Below are 17,745 nucleotides of genomic sequence, written 5' to 3'. Positions count from 1 at the left end.
CAATTCAATACATTCCAAGATATCAATGAAATATCTTTAGTGTATCTACGCTAAATTATTATAAATTACGCCGTAATTGACTACATTCCGCCACCATATTGGCGGACCAATTGAAACATAATGAGATGCACAACCTCAGAAATATGATTCTTTAACATAACAGACTTTAATTTTAATTGCATCGATCGATTAATACCTGCCGGTGATAGTCAAAAAATTTGCAGTTCGCATTAAGGTTGTTTCAGTTTTGTTTAACTAAAGGCTGTCAACGAGGAAGGGAATGCGAACAACGCATCGTGGGGACAGCTACGTGCCGTTTTTTGATACTGATCTGCGTGCGCTTATGACCGCGATCGACAAGTCAACAGCCCGGATCGAGTTTGCTCCTGACGGCACGGTGCTCACTGCCAACACTCTATTTCTCGACCTGATGGGCTATACTCTCTCCGACCTGAAGGGGCAGAACCACGTTCGATTCGTGTCTGCCGCGGAGCAAGCCAGCGAGGCTTATCAAGCGTTCTGGGAGGCGCTTCGCCGTGGCGAGCCTCAGACGCGCGAGTTCAAGCGCTTCGCAAAGGATGGACGCGAGGTCTGGATCCAGGCCACATATAATCCCGTCCTTGATCGTGCCGGACGTGTGATCCGAGTGGTCAAGTTCGCAACCGATGTCACTCAGCAAGTATTGCGCAACATCGACCATGACGGACAGCTCGGCGCTCTGCAGCGCTCACAGGCCGTCATCGAGTTCGCGCTCGATGGCACGATCCTGGATGCTAACGCCAACTTCCTTTCGGCCGTGGGCTACGCGCTCGACGAGGTCCAAGGACGTCATCACAGCATGTTCGTGGAACCGGCCGAGCGCGAGGGTGAGGCCTATCGTGAGTTCTGGTCCGTTCTGGGCAAAGGCCAGTTCAGCTCAGGGGAGTTCAAGCGGATTGCCAAGGGCGGTCGCGAGGTCTGGATCCAGGCAACCTACAATCCGATCCGTGATCGGGATGGTGTTCCGATCAAGGTCGTGAAGTTCGCCACCGACATTACCGGGCAGAAACTGCAGGTAGCGGATGCAATGGCTCAGCTGGCGGCCGTCAATCGCTCACAGGCCGTCATCGAGTTCGCCCCCGACGCGACGGTCCTTAATGCCAATACGAATTTCCTGAAGTCGCTCGGCTACGGGATCGAGGAGATAAGGGGGCGACCGCACGCCATGTTCGTGGAGCCTGGCTACGCGCAGACAACGGACTACGCCGCGTTCTGGGACCGCCTGAGAGGCGGCAGTTTTTCATCGGGCATGTTCCAGCGCTTCGGCAAGGGCGGCCGTGCCGTGTGGATCCAGGCCAGCTACAATCCGATTTTTGACCCGAGTGGCCGATTGATCAAGATCGTCAAGTACGCTTCCGACGTCACCGCCAACATGGAGGCGCGGTCGGTCGCGGTAGAGGCAGCAGAGCGCACCCTCGATAACGTTCAGGCGGTCACGGATGCGGCGGACGCCATGAATGCGTCAGCGCTTTCGATCTCTCGCAGCATGATTCAGTCCAAGACCGTCGTGGACGACATCCATGGTCGAGCCGGCGTGGCTGACGCCGCAACCGAGCGGCTGCGTGCGGCAGCGCATTCGATGAGCGGCGTTGCCACGATGATCACGGACATTGCGCAACAGATCAATCTGTTGGCGTTGAACGCGACGATCGAGGCGGCACGGGCCGGCGAGGCAGGGCGCGGCTTTGCGGTGGTCGCGACAGAAGTGAAGAACCTGGCTGGTCAGGCCGCAGCGGCCACGAACCGGATTAGCAGCGAAATTACTGGCATGCAGGCTGTCTCGAGCGAGGTCGCGACCACCCTGGCCTCGATCACTGCGGCGATCGGTACGATCAGCCAGCATGTCGATGGCGTCACTGCCTCGATGGAAGAGCAGGCGCACGCCACGGGTGAGATCCTGGCCAGCATGCAGCAGGCTGCCGACGGTGTGTCGAGCATCAGCACGGGCTTGGACAATTGGACCATCGGGATGGAGGAACGGCGCGCTAATCGCCGAACGCGTATCCTGCTACCTGCTCACATTCATGTCTCAGACGGCGGCCGCATCGCCTGCTCGATCCGCGACCTATCGGACGGCGGCGCACGGTTGCATGTGCGCCTGCATACCACGGTGCCAGAACGGTTCGTCCTCATCGTCGATGTCGACGGACGCCGGTTCGACTGCCTCGTACGGCATCGCTTCGGCGCAAGCATGAACGTGCAGTTCCTTCAATCTGCAGATACCAAACCCGCGCGTGCCGTCGGCTTTTAAAGCTTACGTCTCTGGTGACTTAAGGTCCGCTTGCACGTGAACTGCCTTTCCAGAGAGCGACGAGGTTGGGTCGGAAGCGGAACGTCTGCTCCACGGCGAACGGTCAAGGTCCGCTTGCCACCCTTCGCAGACGTTTAGGGATGGGTACCAAGCGTCGGATTTCCACGACTCGGAATCGGAACGAGAGCGTGGGGGCGATGTTTCAGGACGACATTTCAAACGGAGATACTGACCGGCGGGTGCCTCGACTTTGACATCGCACACCGGCCCGTGTCATCGGGCCGCGATGACGATGCGAGACCTTCCCCCCGGTGGAGGCCCCCTCGGCGCGGGCCCTCGCGGGGAACGGCGGGTCGACCTTGGCCGTTGGCAGGGACGTCGATCCTGTGCGGGCGCGCGATCCGACTCCGCGTCGCGCCATCCCGGATCGACCCTCGCGACGGAAAGAGGGTGGCAGTGAGTGTCCTCGTTGATGGGGGCGAGTGCGGCGCGCTGATCGAGGCCATCGATTGGTCCGCGACGCCCCTCGGACCCTTCGAATCCTGGCCCGGCTCCCTCCGCACGCTGACGGGGATGATGGTCGCCGCGCGCCAGCCCATGTTCGTCACCTGGGGGCCGGGGCGGATCGTCCTCTACAACGACGCCTATTCCCGGCTCATGGGCGCCAAGCATCCCGGTGCGATGGGGCGGCCCATCGCGGAGGTCTGGTCCGACATCTGGAGCGACCTCGCCCCCATCGTCGCCGATGCCTATGCGGGACGCTCTATCCAGATGGACGACGTCGCCTTCGTCATGGAGCGCAACGGCTTTCCCGAGGAGACGCATTTCGCCTTCTCCTACACGCCGGTGCGGGAGGAGGACGGCACCGTCGCCGGCTTCTTCTGCGCCTGCACCGAGACCACCGGCCGGGTCAGCGCCGAGAGCCGGCTGCGCCAGAGCGAGGCCGAGGTGCGGGGCGTCCTCGACGGGATGGGCGAGGGTTTCCTGCTGCTGGACCGCGACTTCCGGGTCCGCCGCATCAATGCCGAGGGCCTGCGCCTCGACGGGCGGCCCCCCGAGGCGATCCTCGGTCGCCATCTCCTCGACGTGTGGCCGGATGCCGAGCGGATGCCGACCTGGCCGCTCTACCGCCGCGCCATGGCGGAACGGGCCTCGGCGGAACTCACCTACCGCCATACCTCCACGCTGCAGGACATCTGGATCGAGGTGCGGGTCTACCCGTCGGGAAGCGGCCTCTCGGTGTTCTACCGCGACATCAGCGAGCGCCGGGCGGCCGAGGAAGCCCTGCGCGAGCGCGAGGAGCGCCTGCGCCTCGTGATGGAGGGCGCACGCGACCACGTCGTCTTCACCATGAACCCGCAGGGGATCATCACGAGCTGGTCGGCCGGCGCGGTCGAGGTTCTCGGCTGGAGGGCCGCCGATGCGCTCGGCCGTCACGGAGCGATGATCTTCACACCCGAGGACCGGGCGGCCGGAATCGATGCGGCGGAGCTCGCCGAGGCGGTGGACCACGGCCGCGCCGATGCGGAGCGCTGGCACCGGCGCGCGGACGGGGCGCCGGTGTTCCTCGCCGGCTCCCTCCACCGCCTGCCGCCGGACCTGCAGGGCCGCTCGCCCGGCTTCCTCCGGATCGCGCGGGACGAGACCCAGCGCAGGGCGCAGGCCGAGGCGCTGACGGAGAGCGAGGCGCGTTTCCGCAACATGGCCGACCACGCCCCGGTGATGATGTGGGTGACCATTCCCGACGGGTCCTGCATCTACCTCAACCGGCGCTGGTACGAGTTCACCGGGCAGACCGAGGCGGAGGCCCTCGGCCTCGGCTGGACCAAGGCGACCCATCCCGACGACGAGGGGCTGGCGGCGGACACGTTCCTGTCCGCCAATGCCGCGCAGGAGCCGTTCCGGGTCGAGTACCGCCTGCGACGGGCCGATGGCAGCTATCGCTGGGCCATCGACGCGGCGACCCCTCGCTTCGGCACCGATGGCGAGTTCCTGGGCTATGTCGGCTCGGTCATCGACATCGACGAGCGCCGGGAGGCGGAGGAGCGCCTGCGTCAGAGTGAGGGACGCTTCCAGGCGATCGCCGATTCCATCGACCAGATGGTGTGGTCGACCCTGCCGGACGGGCACCACGATTACTTCAACCAGCGCTGGTACGACTATACCGGGGTGCCGGCGGGCACCACCGACGGCGCGGGCTGGAACGGCATCTTCCATCCCGACGACCAGGACAGGGCCTGGAACGTCTGGCACCACAGCCTCGCCACCGGCGAGCCCTACCATATCGAGTATCGCCTGCGGCACCGCTCCGGGCAGTACCGCTGGGTACTGGGACGGGCGCAGCCGGTGCGCGACGCGGACGGGCGGATCGTGCGCTGGTTCGGCACCTGCACCGAGATCCAGGAGATCGTGGAAGCCCGCGACGTGCTGGCCCGCTCGCGGGCGGAGCTCGAGCGCCAGATCGCCGAGCGCACCCAGGAGCGCGTCCGGATCTGGACGCTGATCCCCGACCTGCTGATGTCGGGCACCCTGGACGGCCGCTTCCTGAGCGTGAACCCGGCCTGGAGCGAAGTGCTCGGCTACGACGAGGCGACCCTGCTGGCGACGCCGTTCTGGCAGATCATCCACCCCGATTTCCTCGATGTCAGCGCCGGAATCGTCGAGGGGATGCGCCAGGGCCGCACCATGCGGCACCAGAACCGGGTCCGCACGGCGAGCGGCGAGTATCGCTGGTTCGATTGGGTCAGCGCGCCCGTGGGCGAGGTGTTCTACGCGGTGGCCCGCGACATCACCGACGAGAAGGCCCGTGAGGCGGCCCTCGCCCAGACCCAGGAGGCCCTGCGCCAGTCGCAGAAGATGGAGGCGGTGGGCCAGCTCACCGGCGGCATCGCCCACGATTTCAACAACCTGCTCACCGGCATCTCGGGCAGCCTCGAACTGCTGCAGACCCGGATGGCCCAGGGGCGGCTCACCGAGCTCGACCGCTACATCAACGCGGCGCAGGGCGCCTCGCGCCGGGCGGCGGCCCTGACCCACCGGCTGCTCGCCTTCTCGCGGCGCCAGACGCTCGACCCGAAACCCACCAACGTGAACGCCCTGGTCGCGGGGATGGAGGATCTGATCCGCCGCACGGTCGGTCCGGCGGTGACGATCGAGGTGGTGGGGTCCGCCGGTCTGTGGCCGGCTTTGGTCGACCCGAACCAGCTCGAGAACGCGTTGCTGAACCTCTGCATCAACGCGCGCGACGCCATGCCGGATGGCGGCCGCCTCACCATCGAGACCGCCAACAAGTGGCTCGACGGGCATGCCGCCCGCCAGCGCAACCTCGACCCCGGCCAGTACCTCTCCCTCTGCGTCACCGACAACGGCATCGGCATGACGCCGGAGGTGATCGCCCGCGCCTTCGACCCGTTCTTCACGACGAAGCCCCTCGGCGAGGGCACCGGCCTCGGCCTGTCGATGATCTACGGCTTCGTGCGGCAATCGGGCGGCGAGGTGCGGATCTATTCCGAGCTCGGCGAGGGCACGACCATGTGCCTCTACCTGCCGCGCCATTACGGCGAGGCCTCCGAGGTGGACGAGACCGGCGCGTTCGCCCCCGCCCCGCGCGCGCAGCGGGGCGAGACCGTGCTCATCGTCGACGACGAGCCCACCGTGCGCATGCTCGTCACCGAGGTGCTGGAGGAGCTCGGCTACACCGCCATCGAGGCGGCCGACGGCGCCTCCGGCCTCAAGGTGCTGCAATCGGACGTGCGCATCGACCTCCTCGTCACCGATGTCGGCCTGCCCGGCGGCATGAACGGCCGCCAGATGGCCGACGCGGCGCGGGTATCCCGGCCCGACCTCAAGATCCTGTTCATCACCGGCTACGCCGAGAACGCCGTGGTCGGCAACGGCCATCTGGAGCCCGGCATGCAGGTGCTGACCAAGCCCTTCGTGATGGAGGTGCTGGCCAGCCGGATCAAAGAGATGATCCTCTCCGGGTAGGGCAGAGGACGGGACGCGGCCTCGTCTTCCGCCGGGGCGACCCGGCGCGCGGGAGGCGGCGCACTTCACCCGCCCGCAAGAGGGAGAGTATTTGGCTCGGAAGGGCTTTATCCGGCTGTTTCCAGACAAAGCTATAACTGTATTTTAAAAGATGGAGTCATATTGAAGCAGAGCGGTTTAAGCACGAACCTGTTCTGTGGGGGCTGAAGATGGCGCTATTTCGTTTTACGTTGAACGGCAACTACGACCTCGCCAATTCCAATTTAGGATATCAAGAATCAGTCAACACGGAAGCCAGGACGCTCGATTTCGGCCCTGGTGCCGTGGTTGATGGATATGAAGAGTTCGAAAATTTTCTCGTATACTTCTTGGATGGGCCGGGGATCGAATATGAGTCCCGGATCTTCCAGCTGACGGCCCAGATGGCCGGCCTCTACGGCGATTCCAGCGACTTCGATGACGTCACGCGGGTCACCGGCGGAGATTTCGGGGATGTGTTCCGCACGGGCGATGGCGACGACGTCCTGAACGGCGGCGGCGGCAACGATGTGCTGGAGGGCGGTCGCGGCATCAACACCTTCGACGGCGGCACGGGTACGAACACCCTGAGCTACGAGCATTTCGATGCGCCCACCGAAGACGAATCGGGCGGGGTCGGGATCGATATGAGGGCCGGTCAAGGCTACGATTATGCTAGCAACACTCAACAGGACACCTTTATCAATATTGCCAACATTCGCGGATCGCGGTATGGCGACGGCATAGATGGCAACACTGAAAACAATGTCATCGAGGGTGGTGCGGGTTCCGACTATATGACCGGCGGCGGTGGCATCGATACATTGAGTTATGCGCATTCCGAAGAGGGCGTGACTGTCGATCTATTTGGAGGAAACGGCTTCGACGGCGACGCGCAGGGCGATTATTACCTGGGTTTCCCGAACGTGCTTGGCAGTACGTCCAATGATGTCCTTCGTGGAACCGGCGACGCCAATACGCTGAACGGCAATGGCGGCAACGACGAATTGCATGGCCGGGGCGGCAACGATCGCCTCGTCATCAGCAGCTCGCCCGTGATCGTGCAGGGCGACCAGGGGACGGACCTGCTCTTCATCGCGAAGGACAGCACCGTCACCCTCACCGATATCACGTTCGCCAGTATCGAGAAGGTCTATGTCCGCGACGGCGCGTCCCTCACCATGACGGACGTCGAGGTCGGCACGAAGATCTATTCACAGAGCCTGACCGATGGCCGCGCCACGATCACCGGCACGGACGGCGCCGACCGCATCCAGGCCGGACGGGGCAACGACCTCGTCACCGGCGGACAGGGCGGCGATGCCCTCTTCGGCGGCGCGGGGGCCGACACCTTCGTCTACGCCTCGGGCGATGGCCGCGACGTCATCCGCAAGTTCGACGTGGCCAAGGACAAGATCGATCTCAGCGCGTTCGCCGACCGCTTGGACGACGTGAATGTCACGTCGTTCCGCGGCGAGGCCAACACGATCGTTACCTTCGGCGGCGATTCCGGACCTGCCGACAAGATCATCCTGCTCGACGTCGCGCTGACCTCCCTGACGGAAGGCAGCTTCATCTTCTGATGTCTGCGCCGTCCTCCGCCTGCCCGGGCGCGTGATCCCATCGCGACCGGGCAGGCGTGGTCGGGCGTGTCTCTACTGCGCGCGGCGCGACAGGGACACGGCGTAGGCCGGAGAGCGGATCGCGAACATCGGGTCGTCGGCCGGGCCGGCGATGCCCGCGGGGAGGTCCACCACCGGATCGAAGGTGGCGGCGTCGCAGGTGGCGGCGGGCTCGAGAGCCGTGATCGCGAGGGTGCCGAGACTCGTGGTCCTGCGGCTGTCCTCGGGCCACAGCGCCGTCGGGTCGGCGGTGGGGTCGCCGGCCTCGCCGTGGATCGCCACCAGGGAGAAGCTGGCCGGCCCCTTGGCGAGACGCTCCTTCAACTCGTCGGCATAGAAGCTGTCGGGCTTGGCCTTCAGCTCCTCGTCGGTGAGGCCGAGCTGGCCCGCCGCCGCCACGGTCTTCAGCTTGACCACCTTGGCCTCGTTCTGGGCGTTGGTCAGCGTATAGGCGTGGACGCCCCAGTAATCGACGCCGGCAAAGCTCGCCGGGACCGGGCGCGCGTTGAGCCAGGCCGCCTGTCTCGTGGTCTCGGGATTGGCGGCGGCGAAGGCCTTGACCTTGTCGGCATCGGGCTTGCCGTCCGGGCCGGGGGCGCGGACGGTGGCGAAATCGAGGAGCTGCTGGGGCGTGCGCGTCGAGAAGACCGGGGCCGAGATGATGACGAGGACGAGGTCCCCGGAAGGATCGCGCAGGCGCATGGCGAAGCCCCGCGTCACGGGCTTGGCCTTGTCCGAGATGCCCGGGTTGCTGCCGCCCATGGAGAAGCGCGCGGTCACCGGCACGGGCTTGGCGAAATGCGGCGCCTTCGACAGGCCCGCCGCCTCGGGAGAGGGGGTGAACTGCCCGGTGACGCAGACGCCCTTGGCGCCGCTGGCCCGCACGCCGGGCTTGTTGCCGCCGGCCGTCATGAGCGCGCCGACGATGGCGGCGGCATCCGCCTCCTCGGCCTGCACCGGAGCGGTGAAGGCCAGCGCCATGGCGCAGCCGGTGGCGACGATCGAGACTTTCATGGCGCTGTTTCCCCCGGGCGCCCGGCTCGCATCGGTATGGTCCGACGAATCTCGATGGCGCACAATCGAATTGTAATATCTACAGGGTAACGGCTGCGTGACAAGGACCGGTGCGGCGGGTTCCAGGCCTCGGGGTTCAGGCTTCGGCCTCGGCCCGGATCCGGTGGAACACCTCCAGATGCGCCGGCTCCGGCGGCGCGCCCCGCACGCGGGCGAAGGCGAGGCGGAACAGGTCCTCCGGGTCGCGCTCGGAAAGGCGCACGAGGGGCGCCGCCTCGGCGGCCTCCGCCACCGGCTCGGCGGCCGGCGCCACGCGGGTGTCGACGATGCGCACGGGAAAGCCGTCCGCGATCCGGTCCACCTCCGCCCGGTGGCCCGGCCCCAGCCCCTCGCGGGCGAGGCGGACCTGGATATAGGGCCGTTCCTCCAGGGGCAGGGCCGGGTCGAGGTCGAGGGCCTTGAGATGGTCGGCGAGGTCGGAGAGCCGCATGTCGCCGCGCGGGGGCAGGCGCAGGAACGGGACCGGGCGCGGGATCTGGATGTGCTCCACCCGCACCGGTCCGTCGCCGAGGGTCACGAGGCTGACCCCGTGGATATAGGGCTGCTCGGTGGCCGAGAGCGGGATCAGCGAGCCGGAATAGCGCACCATCCCGCCGCCGATGGTCTGGGCCTTGTGGAGATGGCCCAGCGCCACGTAATCGGCCTCCGCCGGGAACACGTCCGGCGGTACGGCATGCTCGCCCCCGACCAGGATGCGGCGCTCGGCCCCCTCCGATTCGGTCCCCCCGGCCACGTGCAGGTGCCCGGTGAGGAGGAGCGGCAGGCCGGAGAGATGCGGCGCCGCCGCCTCCATCACCTGGGAATAGAGGGCGCGCACGGCCCGGACGATGGGCGATCCCTCCTCCCGGCGCAGGGGCGGCAGGCAGGCGGCGGTGGGGTAGGACACCGCAAGAATCTGCGCCGCCACCTCGCCGTTCCTCAGGACCGGCACGAGATGACGCTCGATGGACAGGGCGCCGTCGCGGCGGCGGACATTGCCGATGACCCGGACCCCGATGGCCTCGAGGATCGGGCTCGGCGCTTCGAGGCGCCCGGCCGCGTCGTGGTTGCCGGCGGTGAGGACGATGGTCATGGCGGGGCGCGCCCGGTGCAGGCGCACCAGCACGTCGTAGAGCAGCGCCTGCGCCTCGCCGGACGGGTTCTGGCTGTCGTAGACGTCGCCCGCCACCACGAGGGCGTCGACCTCGTGGCCGACGACGATGGCTTCGAGATGGGCGAGCGCCCGCGCATGCTCGTGGGCGCGGGAATAGCCGCGCAGGGACTGCCCGATATGCCAGTCGCCGGTATGCAGCACGCGGATCACGTCATCGCTCCCACCTCGCCCGGACATCGCCTGTGCGGGCCGGGGCCTTGTAGCGCGCCGCAGCGGGCGGTCCTACCCGACGGCCCGCCTCCGCTTTTCTGCAGAGATGCTTAACGGCAGACGGTCACGGTCTTGACCACCCAGCCTTCGCCCGCCTGCCACAGCTTGCGGCGGCTGCGCCCGCACCGGAGCTCGTCCGGCTCGGCCGAGGTCCAGGTCACGCCGGGCGCCTCCGTCGACGGGGTCTCGCCGGCGGCTTCCTTGGCGAGGGATCCGGTGGCGACGGGCGCCGGCTTGGCCTTGACCGTCCGCGACCGCTTGGCGGCCTTGGTCCGGGAGGAATCGACGGCCTTCGCCTTGGCCGTCGACGATGAGGGGGCCGGCTTCGGGCCGGCCAGGGCTGGGCCGGGCCCGGCGATGAGAAGCCCGAGGGCGAGCGTCAGGGCTGACGCGCCAAGGCGTGCGAACGAAGAGATCGGCACAGGATTCGTCCGTCTTCCAAGGATTCGATGGTGTTGAAATGCAGAGACCTATGTCGATGCGAACAGAGGTTTTTGCAATCGCAAGACTCGATGAAATCACCACATCTCCCGCTCATTCTCGCGCCATGATGAAAGGTCCGTCGCTAGGCCGGCCTCATGCCTGCCCGGCGACCCCACCCGGCCGCAATGCTGATGAGCGGCGGGCCGGCGTGACGCCGGCCCCAGGTCTTGCTAAGTCACCGCACGATCTTGGCTTTAGTCCTCGCGCCCTGGCGAGGGGCCCATCCTCGAGTACCCCATGTCCGAACGCTTCATCTCCGAACGGCCCGTTTGTCCCGTCAGCCGGCGGACCCTGCTGAGCGGCGCGGGCGCGACCCTGGCCCTGATCGGTTCTCCGCTCGCCGCCCTCGCCCAGGTCCGCGGCCGGCTCTCCATCGACTCGGAGGACGGTTACGGCCCCTATGACGACGACCGTCTCTATCGGGACGAGGCCGGGCGGCTCTACCGCCGGCGGGGCGGGCGCTACGAACCCTATGGCGAACGCACGGCCGCCCCGCGCTTCGAGGACGATCCCGATGCGGACCCCTATGCCGATCCCAATGCCCGCCGCCGGGCGCAGCAGCCGCCGTCGCCGGCGAACCAGGGCAACGCGGTGGCGCGTCCGGTGGATGACGGGCCGATCGACTACGCCAAGGCCTATGCGGCGATCACCGACGAGCCGTTCCCGGTCCATGCCTTCAACTGGCGCAAGGCGAACCCGGTCTTCCTGCGCCAGGAGATCGCCTATACCGGCCGCGAGCCCCCCGGCACCATCGTGGTCGATCCGCGCGCGCACCACCTCACCCTGGTTCAGGCCAATGGCCGGGCGCGGCGCTACGGCGTCGGCGTCGGCAAGCAGGGCTTCTCCTGGTCGGGCGTCTCGACGGTGAATTCCAAGCAGATGTGGCCGGACTGGTATCCGCCCAAGGAGATGATTGCCCGCACGCCCAAGCTCGCCCGGTCGGTGACCCAGCTCCAGAGCGGCCTCGGCGTTCCCGGCGGCTCCCGCAACCCGCTCGGTGCGCGGGCGCATTACCTGTGGCAGGACAACAAGGACACGCTCTACCGCATCCACGGTACCCTCGAGCCGGAATCCATCGGGCTCAGCGTCTCGTCCGGCTGCATCCGCATGATCAACCAGGACGTGATCGACCTCTACGGCCGCGTCGAGATCGGCTCCCGCGTGGTCGTGCTGACCTGAGAGTGCCAGTTCCCGGCGGGCACGGCCCGCCGGGCTCTTTTCGCGATGGCGTAAATCCGGGCGCGCGCGATCCCCGGAAGACTCCTCTGGGAAAAACAAGTCGAACAGGTCCCCGGCAATCCCACACGCGTATCGTGTGCTCGAACGGGTTCCGGGCGAATGGCTCCGCCCGGTGATGCCACGGCAATGCCGGAACCAGGGACGCACCGGATCATCCGGCCTCCTCCTTAATAGTTCTCCTAAAGCATTCGGCCGCGTCATCGACATGGTGCTTATCGGTACAATTGCCGATGTGCAGAAATTCTGCTCTCTAACCCCCCTCGACGATCAGTAGCTACCTCACTTCGTGTTGGGTGTGGCACTGTTCCAAAGTTTGATTGTCTGGGGGACATCATGCCTGTCGTTCATTATAGTCGCGGATCCGTATTCGATCCGGATCAATACAGCTTTGTATATATTTATGAGCCAATATACGACTCGAACGAGTCGCCTTACACGTATATCGCGAATTGAACGCCCGTAAAAAACGATGCTTTCAACGGAACTTTCAAGAACGACCATACCGGTGTGAAGTATGACCACAGATTTTACTTTTGGGAACAAAGCTTTCTTATAGATTTTTCTGACAACAAAGGCGCCGTTTTTTTGCAGGGGCACGTGTTCGACGACATCCTTCGCGGCGGGTCCGGTGCGGACACGCTTCTGGGCCTGGACGGCAATGACGTTCTCGAAGGGGGGAGGGGCCAGAATCGCCTGGACGGTGGAGGCGGCAACGACACCCTGCGCAGCACCGGTGAGGCGGACACGCTCCTGGGCGGGAACGGCAACGATCGTCTCGTCCTTCACCGCTCCGGAGCGGCCGTCGATGGCGGCGCGGGCAAGGACACGCTGTTCCTGCAGGGAGCGGATGCGTTCAGCTTCACCGACGATACGTTCAGGAGCATCGAGGCCGTCCATGTCGGGTCGGGGTCGTCGCTGGATCTGTCGGAGGTCACCCAGGGCGTGGCCATCGTCCTGTCGACGACGGGAAGCGCACCCCGCACCCTCGTCGCGACCCAGGGCGCCGACCACGTCACCGGCGGCAACGGCCTGTCGACCATAAGGGGTCAGGACGGCGACGACGTCATCGAACTGGCCGGCGGAATGGCGTCCGTCTTCGGCGATGGCGGCGACGACACGATACGCCTCGGTTCCGGCGGACGCTATGCGAGCGGGGGGATCGGCAACGATCACATCACCGGTGGTGCCCAAAGCAACTTTCTTCAGGGAGACGCGGGCGACGACTGGCTCAGTCTGGGGACGGGGTACGGTAGCATTTCCGGGGGAGCCGGCAACGACGTCATCATCGGGAGCAGCCGCTACCCGAGCGATCTCAGCGGCGGGGCCGGCAACGACCGCATCGTCGCGCGGTCCGACGACGCCGAAATCCGTGGCGGCGACGGCTCGGACAAACTCTTCGGCGGAGGGGGGCGAGACACCTTCTCCTTCGCCGGCGACTTTGGGCGGGATGAGATCTTCAGATTCGCTATCGCCCACGATTTTCTCGACGTATCGGCGCTCGCGTCGAAGATCGGGGACCTGACCTTGACCTCGGTACACCGAGGCGCGGACACGCAGATCACCGTCGTGGGCGACCCCGACCCGACGCATAAAATCATCCTGCATGACGTGACGAAGGCAGAGCTGATCGATGCCGGGCACTTCCTGTTCGCCTGAGCCGGCGGCCGGAGATCGGGGGCCGATCGCCACGGCATCGGCCTGATCGACCCGGAACGGCTCGGCGCGGATCACGCCGGGCCGGCAGAAGCGTCACCCCTCTCGCGATCGCACTCACGACATTGAGAGATTCGCGGAATTGCCAGTCGGGGCGGGCCGCGCCCGGCGCCGGGGGCGGCCCGCTGCAATCCGAATCATCGATGCCGAGCAAAGGCTTGGTGGATCCCTTCTCCGGGGCATGTCCCGAGGCCGATCGGCGGGCTTCGCTCCGCTCATGGCTGGGATGCGGAACTTCCCCCCACTCTCTGGCTTTTTCCCGTCACAGGGCGTGCGCTGGACGCCGCCCGCTATCGAAATTCAAACGGAGTTATGACGTCATGGCAAAGAGCTTGAGCGGCCGCACGCGCGTCGACGGGGATCGCCTGAACACCCCCACCGATCTCGCCCCCGAGGCGACGAAGAAGATCGCCGAGGGCCTGACCGTCCTGCTGTCGGACCTCTTCGCCCTGTACGTGAAGACGAAGAACTTCCACTGGCATGTGAGCGGCCCGAACTTCCGCGACTATCACCTGATGCTCGACGAGCAATCGCAGCAGATCTTCGGCATCATCGACGATGTCGGCGAGCGCGCCCGCAAGATCGGCGGCACCACCCTGCGATCGCTGGGGCAGGCCTCCAGGCTGTCCCGCGTCGAGGACAACGACGCCGAGTATGTCAGCCCCCTCGAGATGCTGGCCGAGCTGCGCGACGACAACAAGAATCTCACTGCCAACATGCGCGAGCTGCACGAGGTGACGGACGAGGCCAAGGACGTCTCCACCACCAGCTTGCTGGAGGAGTGGATCAACCAGTCCGAGGAGCGCACCTGGTTCCTCTACGAGGCGACCCGCAACGCTACCGAGGGTGGTCACTGACCTCGGCCGGCTGAACGGAATACACTATGAAAAAGGCCCCGCATCCTCCGATGCGGGGCCTTTTCGGTCTCTGCGTCCGGACGGGCCGGACGCCACGTCTCACGAGGCGAGGGTGATCTCGCCTTCGCGGACGGCACGCTCGCCGCCGCCGGACTTGATCCGGTAGAACGGCTCGCCGGTCTGGTCCTCGGGAACGAGGCGGACGATCTCGAACACGTCGGCGGGGTCGGCCTTGACGTCGGCATAGCCGATGCGGGCGCGGCGCACACGCTGCCCGAGCTTGAACTTATGGGCCATGGGAGTGCCTTTCTGAGTTGACGCGAAAGGGTCTCCGCGTCCCCGGACGGGTGTTCGTGGTCGCGCGTCGCCTTGCCGAAAGCCTGTGGCCTTACGGAAAGGGACGAGATGGGTGGCAGCTCCGTCCGGCGCCGCCACCCTGCGCCCGAACCCTCATGAAGGACCGAGCCAACCCATTCGACGTCACAGGCCCGATCGCTGACGAGCGGCCCCGATGTCGAACCCAAGTGATGCCCGTCCCGAACCTCGCGGTCGGAACGGCACTCCGGGATTTCGTTTCGCAGCACCGGTCTTCGGGAAACGGGATCCGCCTCTCACTGAAGACCGATGCGGCATTGGTCCGCCTTATTTGCGGGCTTTGGCCTTGCGGGCAGCGTAGCGCGCGTCGCGCTGCTGCTTCTGCTCGATGCGCGCGGCAGCGGCGAGGGCGATCTTCTCTTCGGCGACGCGAGCGGCCTCGATGGCCTGACGCTCACGCTCGGCCTCGGCTTCGGCGACGGCCTGCGCGGCGGCGGCGGCACGCTCGGCCTCGCGGGCGGCGACGCGGATCTCGCGCTCGCGGGCGATCGCCTCACGCTCGGCCTTGCGAGCGACCACCGTCGGATCGTCGGCGGCCGGGCGGTCGCGGAAACGCGCCAGCGCGGCCTGACGGGCTTCCTGCGAAGCCTTGAGGCGGTCGGTCATGGAGTTTTCGTTGAATTGGCTCACACAGAATCCTGGTTTGGAATGCGGCGGGGCGAGGCCGCATAGGAAGAAGACGTCATCGAAAACGCAGGAAGCCGCTCCCCAATGGAGAGCGGCTCCGTAACCAGTGTCGGGTTCTCAGGGAACCCGGCATGGCTCATGCGGCACGGTGGCTCAGGCGGCCTGGAGGCTGCCGGCGGACTGCTTGCCGCTACGCTTGTCGGTTTCCATTTCGTAGGAGACCTTCTGGCCTTCGGCGAGACCGCGCATACCGGCGCGCTCGACGGCGGAGATGTGCACGAACACGTCGTTGCCGCCGTTATCCGGCTGGATGAAGCCGAAGCCCTTTTGCTCGTTGAACCACTTAACAGTACCGACAGCCATCATAATCCTTCGCCCTTGCGGGCATCATAGTTCGGAGGTCCAGACGAAGATGTCCGGCCTTCTCCGTTGTCTCGATTCGCACCCGACTTTCATTATGCAAAAGCCGTTTGGCTTCGGCAAATGAAGATCTGATCACGCTCCGATCACCGTCATGTACTCCCAATGGCGGGATTTAGCAAACGCCATGAAAAACTTGGGCTTTGTTTTTGGGTGGGTGCGGGAAAATTGGGAGGGCGGCCGGCCAATACGGGCGCTGATTTCGCTCAGCCGACAGGCCCCGTTCCCCGGCCTCATTCTGTGCGGCGGGAGGCCAGCGGCAGGTCGAGCTGGGCGCTCTCGGTATCGCGTCCGCTGCGGCGGTCGAGGAAGCCCAGGACCGGCGAGACACTCACGCCGTGCAGGACGATGGAGAGGAGGATCGTCAATCCCGCCGTGCTCCACAAAAGGCCCGCTTGCTCGAACCGCGCATGCCCGAGGGCGAAGGCCAGATAGTAGATCGTACCGAGTCCCCTGATCCCGAAGATGCTGATCACCGCCCGCTCGGCGAAGGGCTGGTCGTGCCCGACGAGGCTGAGCCAGCCGCAGAGCGGGCGCACCACGAAGATGACGAGACACGCGAAGGCGGCCCCCGCCCAGGTGAGGTCGCGCAGGAGCCCGCCGCCGAGGGCGAGGCCGAAGCCGACGAGGAGGATCATCATCGCCAACCGCTCGAACGCCTCCGCCGACCCGTGGAGGGCGTGATGGTAGTCGTGCCCCTGGTCGGACCACCGCATGGCAAGGGCGGCGACGAAGACGCCGACGAAGCCGTAGCCGTGCACCGCTTCCACGGCGGCATAGGTGAGGCAGGTGATGCCGAGAGCCACGAAGCCGTCGCCGGTGCGCGACAGGCGCGCCCGGTTCGGCAGGTGGAAGGTGAGCCAGCCGAAGCCCCGCCCGATGGCGGCCCCCAGGGCCACGCCCGCCAGCATCTTCCAGACCAGCGAAAGGCCGACCCATTCGGTCCACCCGGCGGCGTTCAGGCCGGTGGAGGCGGCGAGGGCGATGGCGAGGTTGACGAAGGGAAAGGCGAGCCCGTCGTTCAGCCCCGCCTCGGAGGTGAGGCCGAAGCGCATCTCGTCCTCGTCCCCCTCCGACGGCGGACCGACCTGGACGTCGGAGGCGAGGACCGGGTCGGTGGGCGCGAGGGCGGCGGCGAGGAGCAGGGACGCGGCGATGCCGAGGCTGAGGAGATGCGAGGCCAGGAACCCGAGGGTGAGGATCGTCAGCGGCATGGCGATGGCGAGAAGGCGCCACGTCACCATCCAGCGCCTCCATCCGACGCGGCGGTCGAGTTTCAGCCCGGCTCCCATCAGCGAGATGATGACGACGAACTCGCTGACCTTCTCGATGAGGCGCAGGTGATGCTCCGGCCGGGGCGAGAATTCGCCGATCCCGGGAATCAGCGACAGGCCGGCCCCGATCGCGACGCAGCAGATCGGCAGTGACAACGGCAATTGCCGCAGCACCATCGGCAGCCAGGCGGTGAGGAGCACCAGGGCTCCAAAGCCGCCGAGCGTGATGACATACGTGTCCATGGCACCCGTTTCGTTCCTGCACGCTCCCCGCCGGAATCACCACGACCCATACGCAAGACCGATTTTCTTTGTCCGTTTCCGGATGGGAGCGCCGCTCCCTCTCCGCCGCCGGCTACGGAATTCATATATCTTCTCGACGGCTGCTTTCTTGAGCCGAAGG

At 66.1% G+C, this 17,745-nt stretch carries 14 protein-coding genes; 6 read left to right on the top strand and 8 right to left on the bottom strand.

Annotation, left to right across the window (positions count from 1 at the left end; all coding sequences use genetic code 11):
* Window positions 1–280 precede the first annotated feature (280 nt).
* From K368_RS0104150 to K368_RS0104140, 3 genes are all read left to right on the top strand, one after another.
* Window positions 281–2,290: a PAS domain-containing protein gene (locus K368_RS0104150; protein WP_348625522.1), complete on the top strand. Its 2,010-nt coding sequence runs from the start codon at window positions 281–283 to the stop codon at window positions 2,288–2,290.
* A gap of 456 nt (window positions 2,291–2,746) precedes the next feature.
* Window positions 2,747–6,277: a PAS domain S-box protein gene (locus tag K368_RS0104145; RefSeq protein ID WP_027171279.1), complete on the top strand. Its 3,531-nt coding sequence runs from the start codon at window positions 2,747–2,749 to the stop codon at window positions 6,275–6,277.
* Between the two features lie 209 nt (window positions 6,278–6,486).
* Complete coding sequence (locus K368_RS0104140; RefSeq protein WP_197030981.1) at window positions 6,487–7,878, top strand: calcium-binding protein; 1,392 nt, start codon at window positions 6,487–6,489, stop codon at window positions 7,876–7,878.
* A gap of 72 nt (window positions 7,879–7,950) precedes the next feature.
* Here K368_RS0104140 and K368_RS0104135 read toward each other — a convergent pair whose 3' ends face one another.
* The 3 genes from K368_RS0104135 to K368_RS0104125 form a co-directional block, all read right to left on the bottom strand.
* Window positions 7,951–8,931 carry a catalase family peroxidase gene (locus K368_RS0104135; RefSeq protein ID WP_027171277.1) on the bottom strand — a complete coding sequence of 327 codons (981 nt, stop codon included), beginning with the start codon at window positions 8,929–8,931 and terminating at the stop codon, window positions 7,951–7,953.
* Between the two features lie 136 nt (window positions 8,932–9,067).
* Window positions 9,068–10,294, bottom strand: coding sequence for an exonuclease SbcCD subunit D (locus K368_RS0104130; protein ID WP_027171276.1), 1,227 nt, complete (start codon window positions 10,292–10,294; stop codon window positions 9,068–9,070).
* A gap of 110 nt (window positions 10,295–10,404) precedes the next feature.
* Window positions 10,405–10,776 (bottom strand): hypothetical protein, encoded by a 372-nt coding sequence (locus tag K368_RS0104125; RefSeq protein WP_027171275.1) that lies wholly within the window; start codon window positions 10,774–10,776, stop codon window positions 10,405–10,407.
* Window positions 10,777–11,074: 298 nt separating this feature from the next.
* On the opposite strand from K368_RS0104125, the gene K368_RS0104120 reads away from it, so the two are divergent.
* Complete coding sequence (locus K368_RS0104120; RefSeq protein WP_051439752.1) at window positions 11,075–12,016, top strand: L,D-transpeptidase; 942 nt, start codon at window positions 11,075–11,077, stop codon at window positions 12,014–12,016.
* Between the two features lie 339 nt (window positions 12,017–12,355).
* Here the strand turns inward: K368_RS0104120 and K368_RS27285 are convergent, their stop codons facing one another.
* Window positions 12,356–12,973, bottom strand: coding sequence for a hypothetical protein (locus K368_RS27285; RefSeq protein WP_245259498.1), 618 nt, complete (start codon window positions 12,971–12,973; stop codon window positions 12,356–12,358).
* A gap of 45 nt (window positions 12,974–13,018) precedes the next feature.
* Here K368_RS27285 and K368_RS0104115 point away from each other — a divergent pair, with 45 nt between their 5' ends.
* Both K368_RS0104115 and K368_RS0104110 read left to right on the top strand, forming a co-directional pair.
* Window positions 13,019–13,732 (top strand): calcium-binding protein, encoded by a 714-nt coding sequence (locus K368_RS0104115; RefSeq protein ID WP_245259497.1) that lies wholly within the window; start codon window positions 13,019–13,021, stop codon window positions 13,730–13,732.
* Between the two features lie 377 nt (window positions 13,733–14,109).
* The gene (locus tag K368_RS0104110) at window positions 14,110–14,646 is read left to right on the top strand and encodes a DNA starvation/stationary phase protection protein (RefSeq protein WP_027171272.1); all 537 of its coding nucleotides are present in this window, start codon (window positions 14,110–14,112) and stop codon (window positions 14,644–14,646) included.
* Between the two features lie 99 nt (window positions 14,647–14,745).
* Here K368_RS0104110 and K368_RS0104105 read toward each other — a convergent pair whose 3' ends face one another.
* From K368_RS0104105 to K368_RS0104090, 4 genes are all read right to left on the bottom strand, one after another.
* Window positions 14,746–14,943, bottom strand: a complete 198-nt coding sequence (locus K368_RS0104105; RefSeq protein ID WP_018046073.1) for a hypothetical protein — start codon at window positions 14,941–14,943, stop codon at window positions 14,746–14,748.
* Between the two features lie 345 nt (window positions 14,944–15,288).
* Complete coding sequence (locus K368_RS0104100) at window positions 15,289–15,651, bottom strand: DUF6481 family protein (RefSeq protein ID WP_026176334.1); 363 nt, start codon at window positions 15,649–15,651, stop codon at window positions 15,289–15,291.
* A gap of 150 nt (window positions 15,652–15,801) precedes the next feature.
* The gene (locus K368_RS0104095; RefSeq protein ID WP_026176335.1) at window positions 15,802–16,011 is read right to left on the bottom strand and encodes a cold-shock protein; all 210 of its coding nucleotides are present in this window, start codon (window positions 16,009–16,011) and stop codon (window positions 15,802–15,804) included.
* Between the two features lie 290 nt (window positions 16,012–16,301).
* Entirely contained in the window at window positions 16,302–17,585 is a 1,284-nt protein-coding gene (locus K368_RS0104090; RefSeq protein WP_027171271.1) for a cation:proton antiporter, read from the bottom strand.
* Between the last annotated feature and the right edge of the window lie 160 nt (window positions 17,586–17,745).

The organism is Methylobacterium sp. 10, from assembly GCF_000519085.1.
Lineage (GTDB): Bacteria > Pseudomonadota > Alphaproteobacteria > Rhizobiales > Beijerinckiaceae > Methylobacterium.
The sequence above is the reverse complement of the archived record's forward strand: the minus strand, read 5'-3'. Positions and strand labels throughout refer to the sequence as shown.

Excerpts from the sequence above, each read along its gene's own strand:
- K368_RS0104140 (WP_197030981.1), top strand. The coding sequence starts at position 6,487 with ATGGCGCTATTTCGTTTTACGTTGAACGGCAACTACGACCTCGCCAAT.
- K368_RS0104095 (WP_026176335.1), bottom strand. The coding sequence starts at position 16,011 with ATGGCTGTCGGTACTGTTAAGTGGTTCAACGAGCAAAAGGGCTTCGGC.
- K368_RS0104105 (WP_018046073.1), bottom strand. The coding sequence starts at position 14,943 with ATGGCCCATAAGTTCAAGCTCGGGCAGCGTGTGCGCCGCGCCCGCATC.
- K368_RS27285 (WP_245259498.1), bottom strand. The coding sequence starts at position 12,973 with ATGGACGGCCTCGATGCTCCTGAACGTATCGTCGGTGAAGCTGAACGC.
- K368_RS0104150 (WP_348625522.1), top strand. The coding sequence starts at position 281 with ATGCGAACAACGCATCGTGGGGACAGCTACGTGCCGTTTTTTGATACT.
- K368_RS0104135 (WP_027171277.1), bottom strand. The coding sequence starts at position 8,931 with ATGAAAGTCTCGATCGTCGCCACCGGCTGCGCCATGGCGCTGGCCTTC.
- K368_RS0104090 (WP_027171271.1), bottom strand. The coding sequence starts at position 17,585 with ATGGACACGTATGTCATCACGCTCGGCGGCTTTGGAGCCCTGGTGCTC.
- K368_RS0104120 (WP_051439752.1), top strand. The coding sequence starts at position 11,075 with ATGTCCGAACGCTTCATCTCCGAACGGCCCGTTTGTCCCGTCAGCCGG.
- K368_RS0104110 (WP_027171272.1), top strand. The coding sequence starts at position 14,110 with ATGGCAAAGAGCTTGAGCGGCCGCACGCGCGTCGACGGGGATCGCCTG.